The organism is Enterobacter sp. BNK-14, assembly GCF_047456095.1.
In the GTDB taxonomy this organism is placed as follows: domain Bacteria; phylum Pseudomonadota; class Gammaproteobacteria; order Enterobacterales; family Enterobacteriaceae; genus Enterobacter; species Enterobacter kobei.
In genome coordinates this window covers 129314-144893 of the sequence record NZ_CP179897.1, presented here as the reverse complement: position 1 = coordinate 144893, position 15580 = coordinate 129314, and the positions used below count along the sequence as shown (strand labels likewise).

Genomic DNA, 15580 nt, shown 5'->3' with positions numbered 1-15580 from the left:
ACTTTTTACATCCACAGGTTACTTCCATGTGGTTTATTGCTTTAATACCCGGAGTTAATTCCACAATTGAATCAGGGCTTGATAATGCAAAAACTCATTAACTCAGTGCAAAACTACGCCTGGGGAAGTAAAACTGCGTTAACGGATCTCTACGGTATCGCTAACCCCAACAACCTGCCGATGGCAGAGCTGTGGATGGGGGCACACCCAAAGAGCAGCTCAAAAATTGCAGACGCCAGCGGCCAGGTACGCAGCCTGCGTGACGTGATCGATGCCGATAAATCCGCGCTGTTGGGCGACAACGTTGCTCAGCGCTTCGGTGAACTGCCGTTCCTGTTTAAAGTCCTGTGTGCCGACCAGCCGCTCTCCATCCAGGTTCACCCGAACAAAAAAGCCTCTGAAATCGGCTTTGCGAAAGAGAACGCGGCGGGTATCCCGTTAGATGCTGCCGAGCGTAACTACAAAGATCCGAATCACAAGCCGGAACTGGTCTTTGCGCTGACCCCGTTCCTGGCGATGAACGCATTCCGCGAATTTTCCGAGATCGTTTCCCTGCTGCAACCGGTCGCGGGTGCTAACAAGGCTATCGCCCACTTCCTTGAAAACCCGAATGCCGACGCGCTGAGCCAGCTGTTTGCCAGCCTGCTGAATATGCAGGGTGAAGAGAAATCTCACGCGCTGGCGGTTCTGAAAGCGACGCTGGACAGCCAGCACGGTGAACCGTGGGAAACCATCCGTCTGATTTCCGCGTTCTACCCGGACGACAGCGGCCTGTTCTCTCCCCTGCTGCTGAACGTGGTGAAACTGAACCCGGGCGAAGCGATGTTCCTGTTCGCGGAAACCCCGCACGCCTACCTGCAGGGCGTGGCGCTGGAGGTGATGGCCAACTCCGATAACGTGCTGCGCGCGGGCCTGACGCCGAAATATATCGATATTCCTGAGCTGGTTGCCAACGTGAAGTTTGTGGCAAAACCGGCAGGTGAGCTGCTCACCCAGCCTGTCAAAACAGGTGCAGAGCTGGACTTCCCGATCCCGGTGGACGATTTTGCCTTCTCCCTGCACGACCTGAGCCCGACCGAAACCACCATTGCGCAGGAGAGTGCAGCAATCCTGTTCTGTGTCGAAGGCGAAGCCACGCTGCACAAAGGTGAACAGCGTCTGGTACTTAAGCCCGGTGAGTCAGCGTTCGTTGCAGCGAATGAGTCTCCGGTTAGCGTAAGCGGCACCGGTCGCCTGGCGCGCGTTTTCAATAAGCTTTAAGCACTTACTGAATTTTTTAACAACTCTTGCTAAGCTAGTTGCAGGCTTAATATCTCCGGGCGGTTTTTACCGCCTGGTTTCATTTTAGGGATAGTCGCAATGAAAAAATCGGTCGTAGCGGTTGGAGTGATTGTAGCGTTAGGCGTGGTCTGGACGGGTGCCTCCTGGTTTACCGGGAAACAGCTGGAAGGCCGTCTGGCTGAGATGGTGGCACAGGCTAATGGAGAGATTAAGCGCAGCGCGCCGGAAGCAGGTCTGGAACTGAGCTATCAGAACTATCAGCGCGGCGTGTTCACCAGCCATATGCAGCTGGTGGTGAAGCCAGTGGCCGGTAATGAAAACGGCTGGCTGAAGCCAGGCCAGAGCGTGGTGCTGGATGAAGTGGTCAGCCACGGTCCGCTCCCGCTGGCACAGTTGAAATCGTTTAATCTGATACCGTCCATGGCATCAGTTCACACCGTGCTGGTGAATAACGACGTCACTAAACCGTTGTTTGACCTGGCAAAGAATGAATCCCCTTTCGACATTAACACCCGCATCAGCTACTCCGGTGATACCAGTTCCGATATTGCCCTAAAAGCGCTGAACTATGAGAAAGAGAATGAGAAAGTCGCCTTCAGCGGCGGCAATTTCAAAGTCGACGCGGATCGGGATGGCAATGTCTTCTCCCTGACGGGTGAAGCGGAAAGCGGCCTGGTCAACGCCGTAAACGAATACAACCAAAAAGTTCAGCTCACCTTCAATAAGCTGAAGGCCGACGGCAACAGCCGTATGACCGATTTTAAAGAGCGTATCGGCGATCAGACGCTCTCCGTTGATAAGATTGCTATCGCGATTGAAGGTAAAGAGATGGCTGTGCTGGAAGGCATGGACGTCAACGGCAAATCCGACGTTTCCAAAGACGGGAAAAGCATCAACACCCAGCTGGACTACACGCTGAAAAGCCTGAAGGTACAGAACCAGGATCTGGGCACCGGCAAACTCTCGCTGAAGATCGGCAATATCGACGGCCAGGCGTGGCATGAATTTAGCCAGAAATACAGCAAAGAGAGCCAGGCGTTGCTGACCAATACCGCCCTGCAACAGAACCCGGAAGCGTATCAGCAGCAGGCGATGGCGGTGCTGTTCAACAACCTGCCGATCCTGCTGAAAGGCGAGCCGGTGGTAACCGTTGCACCGCTGAGCTGGAAAAACAGCAAAGGCGAAACCAACTTCAACCTGTCTCTGTTCCTGAAAGATCCGGCAACCGCAACGGGTGAACCGCAGACGCTGGCGCAGGAAGTGGATCGCAGCGTGAAGTCCCTCGACAGCAAGCTGACTATCCCGATGGATATGGCAACCGAGTTTATGACCCAGATTGCGAAGCTGGAAGGCTACGGCGACGAAGACGCCGGTAAACTGGCGAACCAGCAGGTGAAAGGCCTGGCGGCGATGGGCCAGATGTTCCGCATCACGAAGGTGGAAAACAATACCATCTCCACCAGCCTGCAGTACACCAATGGTCAGGTTACGCTCAACGGCGACAAAATGCCGCTGGAAGACTTCGTCGGCATGTTTGGTATGCCGACGCTGGGGATGCCGGAACCGGCTGAACCCGCAGCGCCAGCCGAACCGGCGGCACCGCAGCAGTAAACGTCAAAACCCCTCTCATGAGGGGTTTTTTATTGCCGGGTGGCGCTGACGCTTACCCGGCCTACGATCGGGGGTCGTTGCCGCCGGGCGATGTGCAGAGGCGTCTATTTCACGGTGACCAGGCGCGCCGCCACAATCTGGTGCCCGGCCTGGACATCCGTATTCTCGATGCGCTGCATGATTCTGTCCGCCAGCGTATAACCCATCTCCCGCGCGGGAGTGGTGGCCCAGACGATCGGCAGGTCATCCAGCGCGTTTTCACCGACGTCGGCGAACGCCCCCAGCGAGACCTGATGGCCAAAGAAAGTTTCCACCCCGCCCTCACCGCTCTGCCGCCCGGCGCGGATCAGGCCAAACCAGGCCCCCATAGCAATCACATCGTTGTAGCAAATCACGGCGCTGATCGTCGGGTTGCTTCGCAACAGCGCATTTATCGCTTCAGCCGCTTTCTTCTGGCTGGACTCACATTCAACAACCCATTCACTGTGGAACGGCAAACCGTATTTGATCAACGTCGCGCAGTAGCCGCCGACCCGTTCGGCGCGGGTCAGGGACGAACTTTTACCCCCCAGCCAGGCAATGCGCTGATGACCGCGACGAATAAGATGCTCGGTCAACATTTGCGCGGCCTGCATGTTATCCGGGCGCAGCGTATCCGCTTCGTCCAGGTAGCTGGCGCGCGAAGCAAAGACCAGCGGCACGCCTTTTTCGGCGGCACGCTCGCACAGTTCGCTACCCACGCCCGACGCCCCGGCGACGATCACCCCGTCCACGCCCTGGTTGAGCAGCATATCCAGCCGGGAAAGGAGCTGATCGGCTTCGCGTCCGCCGTGCAGCAGAAAGACCATCCGCCCCTGCGCTTCAAGCGCTTCGGTTAACCCGGCGGTCAATTCTGCATAAAACGGAGACGTCAGATCCCGGACAATCAGGCCAATCACCCCGCTTTGTCCACCGCGCAGCGCCGACGCCTGGCGGTTACGCACAAAGCCTAATTGTTCAACCGCCTCGTTAACTCGCTGCCCGGTGGCAGGCGAGATGCGCCCTTTTCCGCTCAGCACCAGAGAAACGGTACTGACGGAGACCCCCGCCGCCAGCGCGACATCGTTGATGGTGATTTTTTTCGCTACAGCCATGTGTCGGCGTGACTCCCTGAAATGAGATCGGTAAAACGTTTTATCAATACGTTATCTTTATACTACCAGTCAAAGCCTGAGAATGTGATTTAGCGCGCACTAAACTTTGATAAAACGTTTTATCTTCTCGCAGCATTGAAGCAGATAAACTGATTTTAACAATAAAGGAGTCGTTTTATGACGGCGAAAGCAGCACAAAAAATATCGCTGTGGGAGTTTTTCCAGCAATTGGGTAAAACCTTTATGCTGCCCGTGGCACTCCTCTCGTTCTGTGGGATCATGCTCGGGATCGGTAGCTCACTGAGCAGTAAAGACGTCATTACCCTGATCCCGTTCCTCGGTACCCCCGTACTGCAGGCGATCTTCATCTGGATGAGTAAAGTCGGCTCCTTCGCATTTAGCTTCCTGCCTGTGATGTTCTGTATCGCTATCCCGCTGGGTCTGGCGCGCGAGAACAAAGGTGTGGCGGCGTTTGCCGGTTTTGTGGGTTACGCAGTGATGAACCTGGCGGTTAACTTCTGGCTGACCGCGAAAGGTATTCTGCCGACCACCGACGCTGCCGTGCTGAAAGCCAATAACATTCAGAGCGTGATTGGTATCCAGTCGATTGATACCGGGATCCTCGGCGCGGTGATCGCCGGGGTGATTATCTGGATGCTGCACGAGCGCTTCCACAATATTCGCCTGCCGGATGCCCTGGCCTTCTTCGGCGGTACCCGCTTTGTACCAATTATTACCCTGGTGGTGATGGGTCTGTTTGGTTTGATCATTCCGCTGATCTGGCCAGTCTTTGCGATGGGCATCAACGGTATTGGCCGCATCATTAACGGCGCGGGCGATTTTGGTCCGATGATCTTCGGTACCGGTGAGCGTCTGCTGCTGCCGTTTGGCCTGCAGCATATCCTGGTCGCCCTGATTCGCTTCACCGAAGCGGGCGGAACCATGGAGGTGTGCGGTCACGATGTGAGCGGCGCGCTGACCATCTTCCAGGCGCAGCTGAGCTGCCCGACCACTCATGGCTTCTCTGAAAGCGCCACCCGCTTCCTGTCTCAGGGTAAAATGCCAGCCTTCCTTGGCGGCCTGCCGGGTGCGGCACTGGCGATGTACCACTGCGCGCGTCCGGAAAACCGCCATAAAATTAAAGGGCTGCTGATCTCCGGCGTGATCGCCTGCGTCGTCGGCGGGACCACTGAGCCTATCGAATTCCTGTTCCTGTTTGTTGCGCCGGTGCTGTATCTCATCCACGCCGTGCTGACCGGTCTGGGCTTTACCGTCATGGCGGTGCTGGGCGTCACTATCGGTAATACCGACGGCAACGTGATTGACTTCGTGGTGTTCGGTATCCTGCATGGTCTTTCCACCAAGTGGTATCTGGTACCGGTCGTGGCGGCCATCTGGTTTGCGGTGTACTACGGCATCTTCCGCTTCGCCATTACCCGCTTCAACCTGAAAACGCCAGGCCGTGATGTTGAAACAGCCACCAGCGTCGAACAGGCGGTTGCAGGAACCGTGGGCAAATCCGGCTATAACACCCCTGCCATTCTGGCGGCGCTGGGCGGTGCGGATAACATTACCTCGCTGGATAACTGCATTACCCGCCTGCGTTTGTCGGTGGCGGATATGTCAAAAGTGGACACCAACGCCCTGAAAGCCAACCGGGCGATCGGCGTGGTACAGTTAAATCAGCACAATTTGCAGGTGGTTATCGGCCCGCAGGTACAGTCGGTGAAAGATGAGCTGGCAACCCTGATGCGAACAGTAGAAGCCTGATGCCCCGCCCCCTCGCTCTGAGGGGGTTTTACTTTAAGGACTCACGTGATGTTTGATTTCTCTACCGTCGTGGATCGTCACGGCACCTGGTGTACACAGTGGGACTACGTCGCCGACCGTTTTGGCGCGCCCGACCTGCTGCCCTTCACCATCTCGGATATGGATTTCGCCACCGCCCCCTGCATTACTGACGCGCTGCATCAGCGCATCAACCACGGCGTGTTTGGCTACAGCCGCTGGAAAAACGATGAATTTCTCGCCGCCGTCGCGCACTGGTTCCGCCAGCGCTTTAACAGCCACATTGATACCGAAACCATCGTGTATGGCCCTTCCGTCATCTACATGGTGTCCGAGCTGATTCGTCTCTGGTCCGCTCCTGGCGACGGCGTGGTGGTGCACACCCCGGCATACGATGCGTTTTACAAAGCCATTGAAGGCAATGGGCGTCATGTGGTGCCGGTTGAGATGGAAAAGCATGCTTCTGGCTGGCTGGGCAATATGGCCGCTCTGGAAGCGGCACTGGCGAAACCGGAAAATAGAATCCTGCTCCTGTGCAGCCCGCAAAACCCAACCGGTAAGGTCTGGACCCGCGAAGAATTGACCCACATGGCAGAGTTGTGCGCGCGCCATAACGTTGCGGTCATCAGCGATGAAATTCATATGGATATGGTGTGGGGTGCGCATCGTCACACGCCGTGGAATGAGGTGGCGCGCGGCAAATGGGCGCTGCTAACCTCCGGCTCGAAAAGCTTTAATATTCCGGCGCTGACGGGCGCTTACGGCCTGATAGGTGAAGAAGAGAGTCGTAACGGCTATCTCGGCGCCTTAAAAGGCCGGGACGGACTCTCTTCCCCCTCCGTACTGGCACTAACGGCGCATATCGCCGCCTACCAGCAGGGAGAGCCGTGGCTGGATGCCCTAAGGCACTATCTCGAAGAAAATCTGCTGTATATCGCGCAGGAATTAAACAGTGCTTTTCCGAAACTGAACTGGCAGCCGCCGGAGGCCACCTATCTGGCCTGGGTTGATCTGCGCCCGCTAAATATTGATGACCGCGCGCTACAAAAAGTACTGATTGAGCACCAAAAAGTGGCCATCATGCCGGGATATACCTACGGAAACGAAGGTAACGGTTTCGTGCGCCTGAACGCAGGCTGCCCGCGCAGCAAGCTGGAACAAGGGGTGAAACGCCTCATTGCCGGGATTAACACGCTCGTGTAATCAGTTTGCGCAACGGAATATTCCCTTGCGCAAATAGCTTTTTACCCCGTTTTGTTTTTATAATATGGCGCACTTTAACCAGAAAAGAGTGCGACCATGATTGATACACGCCTGCCTTTAACTGATATTCATCGTCACCTTGACGGTAACATTCGTGCCCAAACCATCCTCGATCTTGGCCGCCAGTACAATTTAACGCTTCCCGCTCAAACGCTGGAGTCATTGATCCCGCACGTTCAGGTCACCTCAAATGAACCTGACCTCGTCAGCTTCCTGAGCAAACTCGACTGGGGCGTGAAGATGCTGGCCTCGCTGGATGCCTGCCGCCGCGTGGCGTTTGAGAACATTGAAGATGCGGCCCGTAACGGCCTGCACTACGTTGAGCTGCGCTTCTCGCCGGGCTATATGGCGATGACCCACAACCTGCCCGTTGCAGGCGTGGTGGAAGCCGTGATTGAAGGCGTCCGCCAGGGCTGTGAAACCTTCGATGTCCAGGCCCGTCTGATTGGTATTATGAGCCGTACGTTTGGCGAAGCGGCCTGCCTGCAGGAGCTGGAGGCGCTGCTGGCCCATCGCGATGCCATCACTGCCGTCGATCTCGCCGGTGATGAACTGGGCTTCCCGGGCAGCCTGTTCCTCTCTCACTTCAACCGCGCACGCGATGCCGGCTGGCACATTACCGTTCATGCGGGTGAAGCGGCAGGTCCGGAAAGTATCTGGCAGGCCATTCGTGAGCTCGGCGCCGAGCGTATCGGTCACGGCGTGAAGGCGGTAGAAGATCGCGCCCTGATGGATTTCCTCGCAGAACAGCGTATCGGGATTGAATCGTGCCTGACGTCCAATATTCAGACCAGCACCGTGGCAACGCTCGCGCAGCACCCGCTGAAAACCTTCCTGGAACACGGCGTGCTGGCCTCGCTGAACACTGACGATCCGGCGGTACAGGGCGTGGATATCATCCACGAATACAATAACGCCGCACCGCAGGCGGGTCTGAGCCGCGAGCAGATCCGTCAGGCGCAGATCAACGGTCTGGAAATTGCGTTCCTGACGCCGGAAGAGAAGCAGGCTCTGCGGAATAAAGTGGCAACCGCGTAAGCCTTTTTGCCGGGTGGCGGCTGCGCCTTACCCGGTCTACAGTATCTGAACCCTATGCCAGACAGAGCGTGGCGCGATGTTTGGCAGATTCGATACCCAGCTCAATCAGCTCCATAATCTGAATCGCCTGGCTGGCCGGAACCGGATTTTCTCCTGTTCCGTTCAACGCATCGCGAATAGCCGCATAATAGGCCGGATAGTTGCCCGGCATCGTCAGCAACGTTTCCTCAACCAGTTCCTCACCTTCAACCCGCGTGACCACGCCGTCGCGCATATCATAGCCCCAGTCTTCCTGAGGCAAACGCTCACCGTTTTTAAGACGGTCTTCCTGTGGATCGAGGCCAAACTTCACATAGCTTCCCCGCGTGCCGTGAATGATATAACGGGCAGATTCCGCGGCCGCGACCATCGTTCCATGCAGCACGATGCGGCGCTGCGGATAACTTAACACCGCGTGGAAGTAATCGGTCGTCTGCGCCCCGGGTCTGAGCTGGGCCAGATCGACCGTCATGCTCACCGGCAGACCAAACAGGTTGACAGCCTGGTCCAAAAGATGAGGGGCTAAATCGTACCAGATGCCGCTCCCCGGACCGGCCTGCTCCCGCCAGCGGTGTCTTACCTGCGGGCGAAAACGGTCAAAGTGCGACTCAAAAAAGAGGATCTCGCCTAACGTACCTTCGCTGAGCAGCGTTTTTACCGTCAGGAAGTCGCTGTCCCAACGGCGGTTATGAAAAACGGAAAGTAGTCTGCCCAGGCCTTTTGCCAGCGCGTCCAGTTCACGCGCCTGTGACAACGTCACCGTGAAAGGTTTATCAACAATGACGTGCTTTCCTGCTTCCAGCGCGGCTTTTGCCAGGGGGAAATGCGTGTCGTTAGGTGTAGGGATGACAATTAAATCAATATTGGGATCGTTGAAGAGATGTTTTGGCTCAGAGACAACCGGCACGGAAGGCCAGTCGGCATGGACTTTGGTAGCATCGCTACTGGATACTGCTGCCAGCATCATTCCGGGCGTTCCGGCTATCAGAGGTGCATGAAACGTTTTGCTCGCGTACCCATAACCTATCAGACCGACGCGGATATTATCACTCATAGTGCCGTCCTCTTTTATGACGTTCTTATTTCACACTGGCAAGCCTGGCATAAGCGCAGATTAATAATGTGCCGTATGACTTAAAATAGCAGGTTGTGGCGGTTGTTTTCGTTACATAGTATTAACCTTCTGATTTTGTTTAAGGGAACCGTTCCCAAAGCGCTTGCCGTTGGTGAGGCCTCGCTGTAACATTTGCGCCCTGTATTTATGGATAAAGTACAATTACGAGTCATGACATCAATTATTAATCGAATCATTGAATTAGCGGGATGGATTGTTCTTGGGGTATCGGTCATTTTGCTCGGCGTTGCCAGCCACATTGATAACTACCAGCCGCCGGAGCCTGTCACAGTCGCCCAACCTAAGTAACCGGTTACTGCAATACCGAGTGACATATTATGTCAGTTACGTATTGCCAGCCCAGGTGAACACGGTTAACCTTCTCTTCCAGGCATCGTCTGATGCCTGAATTTCAGCAAAGAAAACTCCTAATTTCGTCGCGTTACCTGAGTGGGCTGTTTACGTCTTTATTAATCCGTTTATTATTCGAACGAATTACCTTAACGGGTATTACTCACTTTTATATGGAAACTTATTAATATGACAGTTCAGGACTATTTATTAAAATTTCGCAAGATCAATTCGCTTGAGAGCCTGGAAAAACTGTTTGACCACCTGAACTACACCCTGTCGGATAATCAGGACATCATCAATATGTATCGCGCCGCCGATCATCGCCGTGCGGAGCTGGTCTCCGGCGGTCGTTTGTTCAACGTCGGTGAAGTGCCTAAGTCTGTCTGGCGTTACGTTTTATAAGAAAGTAGCCATCCGCGCGAAATGTTATATACTCTCCGCCCTGCAAACTGGCTGTACAACATTTCGCGCAGATTATGGGAGAGTTCATGACCGCAACGCCTGGAGAACGCATTGGAGGCTGGTTAATCGCCCCACTGGCATGGCTGCTGGTTGCCTTGTTAAGCGCATCGCTTGCGCTGCTGCTTTATACTACCGCACTGATCACCCCTCACGCTATTCAGACCCTGATGTCGCAAAGTGTGCTTAATATTGCGATGTGGTTTGTGTCCTTCGTTTTCGCGATCGGCATGTGGTACTACACCCTGTGGCTGACCATCGCCTTCTTCAAACGCCGCAAAGGGGTGCCTAAGCACTATATTATCTGGCTGTTAATCTCAGTCCTGCTGGCAGTCAAGGCGTTTGCGTTCTCGCCGGTGTCTGACGCGCTTGCGGTCCGCCAGCTACTTTTCCCGTTACTGGCCGCGGCGCTGCTGGTGCCCTATTTCAAGCGGTCGACGCGGGTGAAAAACACCTTCGTGAACCCGTAATAACCTTACAGATAACCTGTTGTCGCCTGACCCGGTTTGTCCGATAATAGGCGGCTTTTTTATTTCAGGCTAAATAATGACCGATTACTTACTGCTCTTTGTCGGCACTGTGCTGGTTAACAACTTCGTTCTGGTGAAGTTCCTTGGCCTGTGCCCGTTTATGGGCGTTTCCAAAAAGCTGGAAACGGCGATGGGCATGGGGCTGGCAACCACCTTCGTCATGACGATGGCATCGATTTGCGCGTGGTTGATTGATACCTGGATCCTCATCCCGCTGGGGTTAATCTATCTCCGTACGCTGGCCTTTATTCTGGTCATTGCCGTTGTTGTGCAATTTACCGAAATGGTGGTGCGTAAAACCAGTCCGGCGCTCTATCGCCTGCTCGGTATCTTCCTGCCGCTGATCACCACCAACTGCGCGGTACTCGGCGTGGCGCTGTTGAACATCAACCTTGGCCATAACTTTATGCAGTCGGCGCTGTACGGTTTTTCCGCCGCCGTCGGTTTCTCGTTCGTAATGGTCCTGTTCGCCTCGATTCGCGAACGTCTGGCCGCTGCGGATATCCCTGCGCCTTTCCGCGGTAACGCGATTGCGCTGGTCACCGCGGGTTTAATGTCTCTGGCCTTTATGGGCTTCAGTGGTCTGGTGAAGTTGTAATGAATGCTATCTGGATTGCCATCGCCTCTATTAGCGTCCTGGGGTTAGCGTTTGGCCTTATCCTCGGTTACGCCTCCCGCCGTTTCGCGGTAGAGGACGATCCCGTTGTAGAAAAAATTGATGAGCTTCTGCCGCAAAGCCAGTGTGGGCAATGCGGCTACCCTGGCTGTCGCCCTTACGCTGAAGCGGTGGGCATTCAGGGTGAGAAAATTAACCGCTGTGCGCCCGGCGGCGAAGCGGTGATGCTGAAAATTGCGGCCCTGCTTAACGTTGACCCACAGCCCGTTGATGGCGATGCGGATGTGCAGGAGCCGGTCCGCGCCCTCGCCGTGATCGACGAGGCAAATTGCATCGGCTGCACTAAATGTATTCAGGCCTGCCCGGTTGACGCCATTGTTGGTGCCACCCGCGCCATGCACACCGTCGTGGCGGATCTGTGCACCGGCTGTAACCTCTGCGTAGCCCCCTGCCCGACGCAATGTATTACGCTGCGCCCGGTTGAAGCGACTACCGAAAGCTGGAAGTGGGATCTTCAAACCATTCCGGTTCGCAACATTCCTGTGGAACAACATGCTTAAGTTATTTTCTGCTTTCAGAAAAGAGAAGATCTGGGACTTTGACGGCGGTATTCATCCGCCGGAGATGAAAACCCAGTCTAACGGCACGCCGCTGCGCCAGATTCCGCTGGCGACGCGTTACGTCATGCCGCTCAAGCAGCATATCGGCGCGGAAGGTGAGCTGTGCGTAAAAGAAGGTGATACCGTCCTTCGCGGTCAGCCGCTGACCTTTGGTCGCGGACGTATGCTGCCTGTACACGCCCCAACGTCCGGTAAAGTGATCGCGATTGCCCCTCATACGGTGGCGCATCCGTCGGCACTTTCAGAGCTGAGCGTGATCATTGAAGCCGACGGCGAAGATCGCTGGATCGAACGTGACGGCTGGAGCGACTACCGCAGCCAGAGCCGCGAAGCGCTTATCGAGCGCATTCACCAGTTCGGCGTTGCCGGGCTGGGCGGCGCGGGCTTCCCTACCGGCGTCAAGCTGCGCGGCGGTAGCGATAAAATCCAGACGCTGATTATCAATGCCGCAGAGTGCGAGCCGTATATCACCGCCGACGATCGTCTGATGCAGGATTGCGCCGCTCAGGTAGTGGAAGGCATCCGTATCCTCGCGCATATTTTGCAGCCGCGAGAAGTGCTGATTGGCATCGAAGACAATAAACCGCAGGCTATCTCCATGCTGCGCGCCGTGCTGGCGGGTAGCCATGATATCGCCCTGCGCGTTATTCCAACCAAGTACCCGTCTGGCGGCGCAAAACAGCTGACGCAAATCCTCACCGGGAAGCAAGTGCCGCATGGCGGACGTTCTTCGGATATCGGCGTGCTGATGCAAAACGTCGGCACAGCTTATGCCGTGAAACGTGCGGTAATTGACGGCGAGCCGTTAACCGAACGAGTCGTGACGCTGACTGGCGAATCGGTCTCCCGTCCGGGTAACGTCTGGGCGCGCCTCGGTACGCCGGTGCGTCATTTGCTGGAGCAGGCTGAATTCTGCCCGGGTACCGATCAGATGGTGATCATGGGTGGCCCTCTGATGGGCTTTACCCTGCCATGGCTGGATGTCCCGGTAGTCAAAATCACGAACTGCCTGCTTGCTCCCTCTTCCACCGAGATGGGCGAAGTGCAGGAAGAGAAAGGCTGCATCCGCTGTAGCGCCTGTGCCGATGCCTGTCCGGCGGATCTGCTCCCGCAGCAGCTTTACTGGTACAGCAAAGGCCAGCTACACGATAAAGCCAAAGCACATAACCTGGCCGACTGCATCGAATGCGGCGCCTGCGCCTGGGTCTGCCCAAGCAATATTCCGCTGGTGCAATACTTCCGCCAGGAGAAGGCCGAAATTTATGCCATCTCCATGGAAGAAAAACGTGCAGCAGAAGCCAAAGCGCGCTTTGAAGCACGTCAGGCGCGGCTGGAACGTGAAAAAGCGGCCCGTCAGGAGCGTCATAAGCAGGCCGCCGTCCAGCCTGGCGAAAAAGATCAGGATGCAATTAACGCCGCCCTGGCACGCGTTCGCGAGAAAAAAGCCAATGCTGCCCAGACGGTGGTGATCCCTGCAGGTGAGAAGCCTGACAACAGTGAAGCCATCGCCGCGCGTGAAGCACGCAAGGCTGCGGCTCGCGCACGTCAGGCAGAAAAAGCGCAAACAGCGCAACCGGATGGGGAGGTCGATCCACGCAAAGCCGCTGTCGAGGCGGCGATTGCCCGTGCCAAAGCCCGTAAGGCCGGGGATCAGCAGGTGATGGTTGAACAGGACGCGGTCGATCCGCGTAAAGCCGCTGTTGAAGCCACGATTGCCCGCGCCAAAGCGCGTCAAGCAGCGCAGCAGGCACCTGCAGCAGAACCAGAAGCACCGGTTGATCCGCGTAAAGCCGCTGTTGAAGCCGCGATTGCCCGCGCCAAAGCGCGTAAAGCGGCGCAGCAGGCACCTGCAGCAGAACCAGAAGCACCGGTTGACCCGCGTAAAGCTGCCGTTGAAGCGGCGATAGCCCGCGCCAAAGCGCGTAAAGCAGCGCAGCAGGAAGAGCAGCCGCAGGCCGCTAACGATGACCCGCGCAAGGCCGCCGTCGCTGCCGCGATTGCGCGCGTTCAGGCGAAGAAAGCCGCACAGCAAGCCGTTAACGAGGATTAAATGGTTTTCAGAATCGCAAGTTCCCCTTACACCCATAATCAGCGTCAGACATCGCGTATTATGATGCTGGTTTGCCTGGCCGCGCTGCCGGGCATTGCCGTTCAGTGCTGGTTTTTCGGCTGGGGAACCCTGTTCCAGATAGCCCTGGGCTGTATCAGCGCCGTAGCGGCAGAGGCGCTGGTGCTGAAGCTTCGCAAGATGACGGTCTCCCGCATTATTGCCGACAACTCCGCGCTGCTGACCGGCCTGCTGCTGGCCATCAGTATTCCGCCGTTTGCCCCGTGGTGGATGGTCGTCCTCGGTACCGTTTTTGCCGTGATTATTGCCAAACAGCTGTATGGCGGGCTCGGCCATAACCCGTTTAACCCGGCGATGATCGGCTATGTGGTGCTGCTGATCTCCTTCCCGGTACAGATGACCAGTTGGCTGCCACCGCATGACATTGCCGCCACGGTGCCAGGCTTTATGGATGCCCTGCACGTGATCTTTACCGGCCATACGGCGCTCGGCGCGGATATGAACGCGCTGCGTATGGGCGTGGACGGCATCAGCCAGGCGACGCCGCTCGATACGTTCAAAACGTCCCTGCATGCCGGGCACAGCGTCGAGCAAATCATGAAATCCGCCATCTACAGCGGTATGCTCGCGGGCGCAGGCTGGCAGTGGGTTAACCTGGCGTATCTGCTGGGTGGCCTGTTCCTGCTGCAGCAGAAGGCCATCCGCTGGCATATTCCGGTCAGCTTCCTCGTGACGCTGGCGGTTTGTGCCACCCTTGGCTGGGTCTTCTCCCCTGAGTCGCTGGCCAGCCCGCAGATGCATTTGCTCTCCGGTGCAACGATGCTGGGCGCGTTCTTTATCCTGACCGATCCGGTGACGGCGTCTACGACTAACCGTGGCCGCTTAATCTTCGGTGCGCTGGCAGGACTGCTGGTCTGGCTCATCCGTAGCTTTGGCGGTTATCCGGACGGGGTGGCGTTTGCCGTCCTGCTCGCCAACATCACCGTTCCACTCATCGACTATTACACGCGCCCGCGCGTGTACGGCCATCGTTAAGGGTGTCGCGATGCTGAAAACAATGCAAAAACATGGCGTCACGCTGGCCGTTTTCGCCGCCGTACTCACCGGAATGACGGCGCTGGTGAATGAGCTGACCAAATCGACCATTGATGAACAGGCGGTGAAGCAGCAAAAAGCGCTGTTCGATCAGGTGATCCCGTCGGATTTTTACGATAATGACCTGCAAAAGAGCTGCTTCGTGGTAGACGCGCCGCAGCTTGGAAAAGGCCCACACCGCCTGTTTATCGCCCGCAAAGGGGATAAACCGGTCGGCGCGGTAATGGAGGCGACGGCGCCCGACGGCTATTCCGGCGCCATTCAGCTGCTCGTCGGCAGCGATTTCTCCGGCACCATACTGGGCACCCGCGTGACGCAACATCATGAAACGCCGGGTCTGGGCGATAAAATTGAAACCCGTCTGAGCGACTGGATTTTGCACTTTGCCGGTAAAGTGATCCATGGTGAAGATGACACCGCGTTTGCGGTGAAAAAAGACGGCGGCGAGTTTGACCAGTTCACGGGCGCGACCATCACGCCGCGCGCGGTGGTGAACGCCGTAAAACGGGCCGGGCTGTATGCTGAAACGCTACCCGCGCAAATCAACAATCTTCCGGCCTGTGGAGAGTGA

15 protein-coding genes are annotated in these 15580 nt (G+C 56.4%); 13 read left to right on the top strand and 2 right to left on the bottom strand.

Annotated elements, in window-relative coordinates; translation table 11 throughout:
• Window positions 1-84: 84 nt before the first annotated feature.
• Both manA and ACMGGM_RS00745 read left to right on the top strand, forming a co-directional pair.
• The gene (gene manA / locus ACMGGM_RS00750) at window positions 85-1260 is read left to right on the top strand and encodes a mannose-6-phosphate isomerase (protein ID WP_014883589.1); all 1176 of its coding nucleotides are present in this window, start codon (window positions 85-87) and stop codon (window positions 1258-1260) included.
• A 99-nt stretch (window positions 1261-1359) separates the two neighbouring features.
• A complete protein-coding gene (locus ACMGGM_RS00745) occupies window positions 1360-2892 on the top strand; it encodes a YdgA family protein (protein WP_063943056.1) in 1533 nt (510 codons plus the stop codon).
• A 104-nt stretch (window positions 2893-2996) separates the two neighbouring features.
• Here ACMGGM_RS00745 and ACMGGM_RS00740 read toward each other — a convergent pair whose 3' ends face one another.
• Window positions 2997-4025 carry a Mal regulon transcriptional regulator MalI gene (locus tag ACMGGM_RS00740; protein ID WP_014883587.1) on the bottom strand — a complete coding sequence of 343 codons (1029 nt, stop codon included), beginning with the start codon at window positions 4023-4025 and terminating at the stop codon, window positions 2997-2999.
• Window positions 4026-4202: 177 nt separating this feature from the next.
• On the opposite strand from ACMGGM_RS00740, the gene malX reads away from it, so the two are divergent.
• The 3 genes from malX (at window position 4203) to add (ending at window position 8114) form a co-directional block, all read left to right on the top strand.
• Entirely contained in the window at window positions 4203-5795 is a 1593-nt protein-coding gene (gene malX, locus ACMGGM_RS00735) for a maltose/glucose-specific PTS transporter subunit IIBC (RefSeq protein WP_045269488.1), read from the top strand.
• Between the two features lie 48 nt (window positions 5796-5843).
• Window positions 5844-7016: a MalY/PatB family protein gene (locus ACMGGM_RS00730; protein WP_063943054.1), complete on the top strand. Its 1173-nt coding sequence runs from the start codon at window positions 5844-5846 to the stop codon at window positions 7014-7016.
• Window positions 7017-7112: 96 nt separating this feature from the next.
• A complete protein-coding gene (gene add, locus ACMGGM_RS00725) occupies window positions 7113-8114 on the top strand; it encodes an adenosine deaminase (protein WP_014883584.1) in 1002 nt (333 codons plus the stop codon).
• Window positions 8115-8166: 52 nt separating this feature from the next.
• On the opposite strand, the gene ACMGGM_RS00720 is transcribed toward add, so the two are convergent.
• Entirely contained in the window at window positions 8167-9207 is a 1041-nt protein-coding gene (locus ACMGGM_RS00720) for an oxidoreductase (RefSeq protein WP_048996078.1), read from the bottom strand.
• Window positions 9208-9450: 243 nt separating this feature from the next.
• Here ACMGGM_RS00720 and blr point away from each other — a divergent pair, with 243 nt between their 5' ends.
• From blr to rsxG, 8 genes are all read left to right on the top strand, one after another.
• A complete protein-coding gene (gene blr / locus ACMGGM_RS00715; RefSeq protein WP_168112406.1) occupies window positions 9451-9576 on the top strand; it encodes a division septum protein Blr in 126 nt (41 codons plus the stop codon).
• 231 nt (window positions 9577-9807) lie between these two features.
• Window positions 9808-10023, top strand: a complete 216-nt coding sequence (gene ydgT, locus ACMGGM_RS00710) for a transcription modulator YdgT (RefSeq protein WP_013096896.1) — start codon at window positions 9808-9810, stop codon at window positions 10021-10023.
• A gap of 86 nt (window positions 10024-10109) precedes the next feature.
• A complete protein-coding gene (locus ACMGGM_RS00705; RefSeq protein ID WP_014883582.1) occupies window positions 10110-10550 on the top strand; it encodes a DUF2569 domain-containing protein in 441 nt (146 codons plus the stop codon).
• 76 nt (window positions 10551-10626) lie between these two features.
• Entirely contained in the window at window positions 10627-11208 is a 582-nt protein-coding gene (gene rsxA / locus ACMGGM_RS00700) for an electron transport complex subunit RsxA (protein WP_014883581.1), read from the top strand.
• The gene (rsxB, locus tag ACMGGM_RS00695; RefSeq protein ID WP_023337191.1) at window positions 11208-11786 is read left to right on the top strand and encodes an electron transport complex subunit RsxB; all 579 of its coding nucleotides are present in this window, start codon (window positions 11208-11210) and stop codon (window positions 11784-11786) included. The genes rsxA and rsxB overlap by 1 nt, the downstream gene beginning before the upstream one ends.
• Complete coding sequence (gene rsxC / locus ACMGGM_RS00690) at window positions 11779-13896, top strand: electron transport complex subunit RsxC (RefSeq protein WP_045134975.1); 2118 nt, start codon at window positions 11779-11781, stop codon at window positions 13894-13896. Before rsxB ends, rsxC begins: the two co-directional genes overlap by 8 nt.
• Complete coding sequence (gene rsxD, locus ACMGGM_RS00685; RefSeq protein ID WP_045134974.1) at window positions 13897-14949, top strand: electron transport complex subunit RsxD; 1053 nt, start codon at window positions 13897-13899, stop codon at window positions 14947-14949.
• 10 nt (window positions 14950-14959) lie between these two features.
• The gene (rsxG, locus tag ACMGGM_RS00680; RefSeq protein WP_058690708.1) at window positions 14960-15580 is read left to right on the top strand and encodes an electron transport complex subunit RsxG; all 621 of its coding nucleotides are present in this window, start codon (window positions 14960-14962) and stop codon (window positions 15578-15580) included.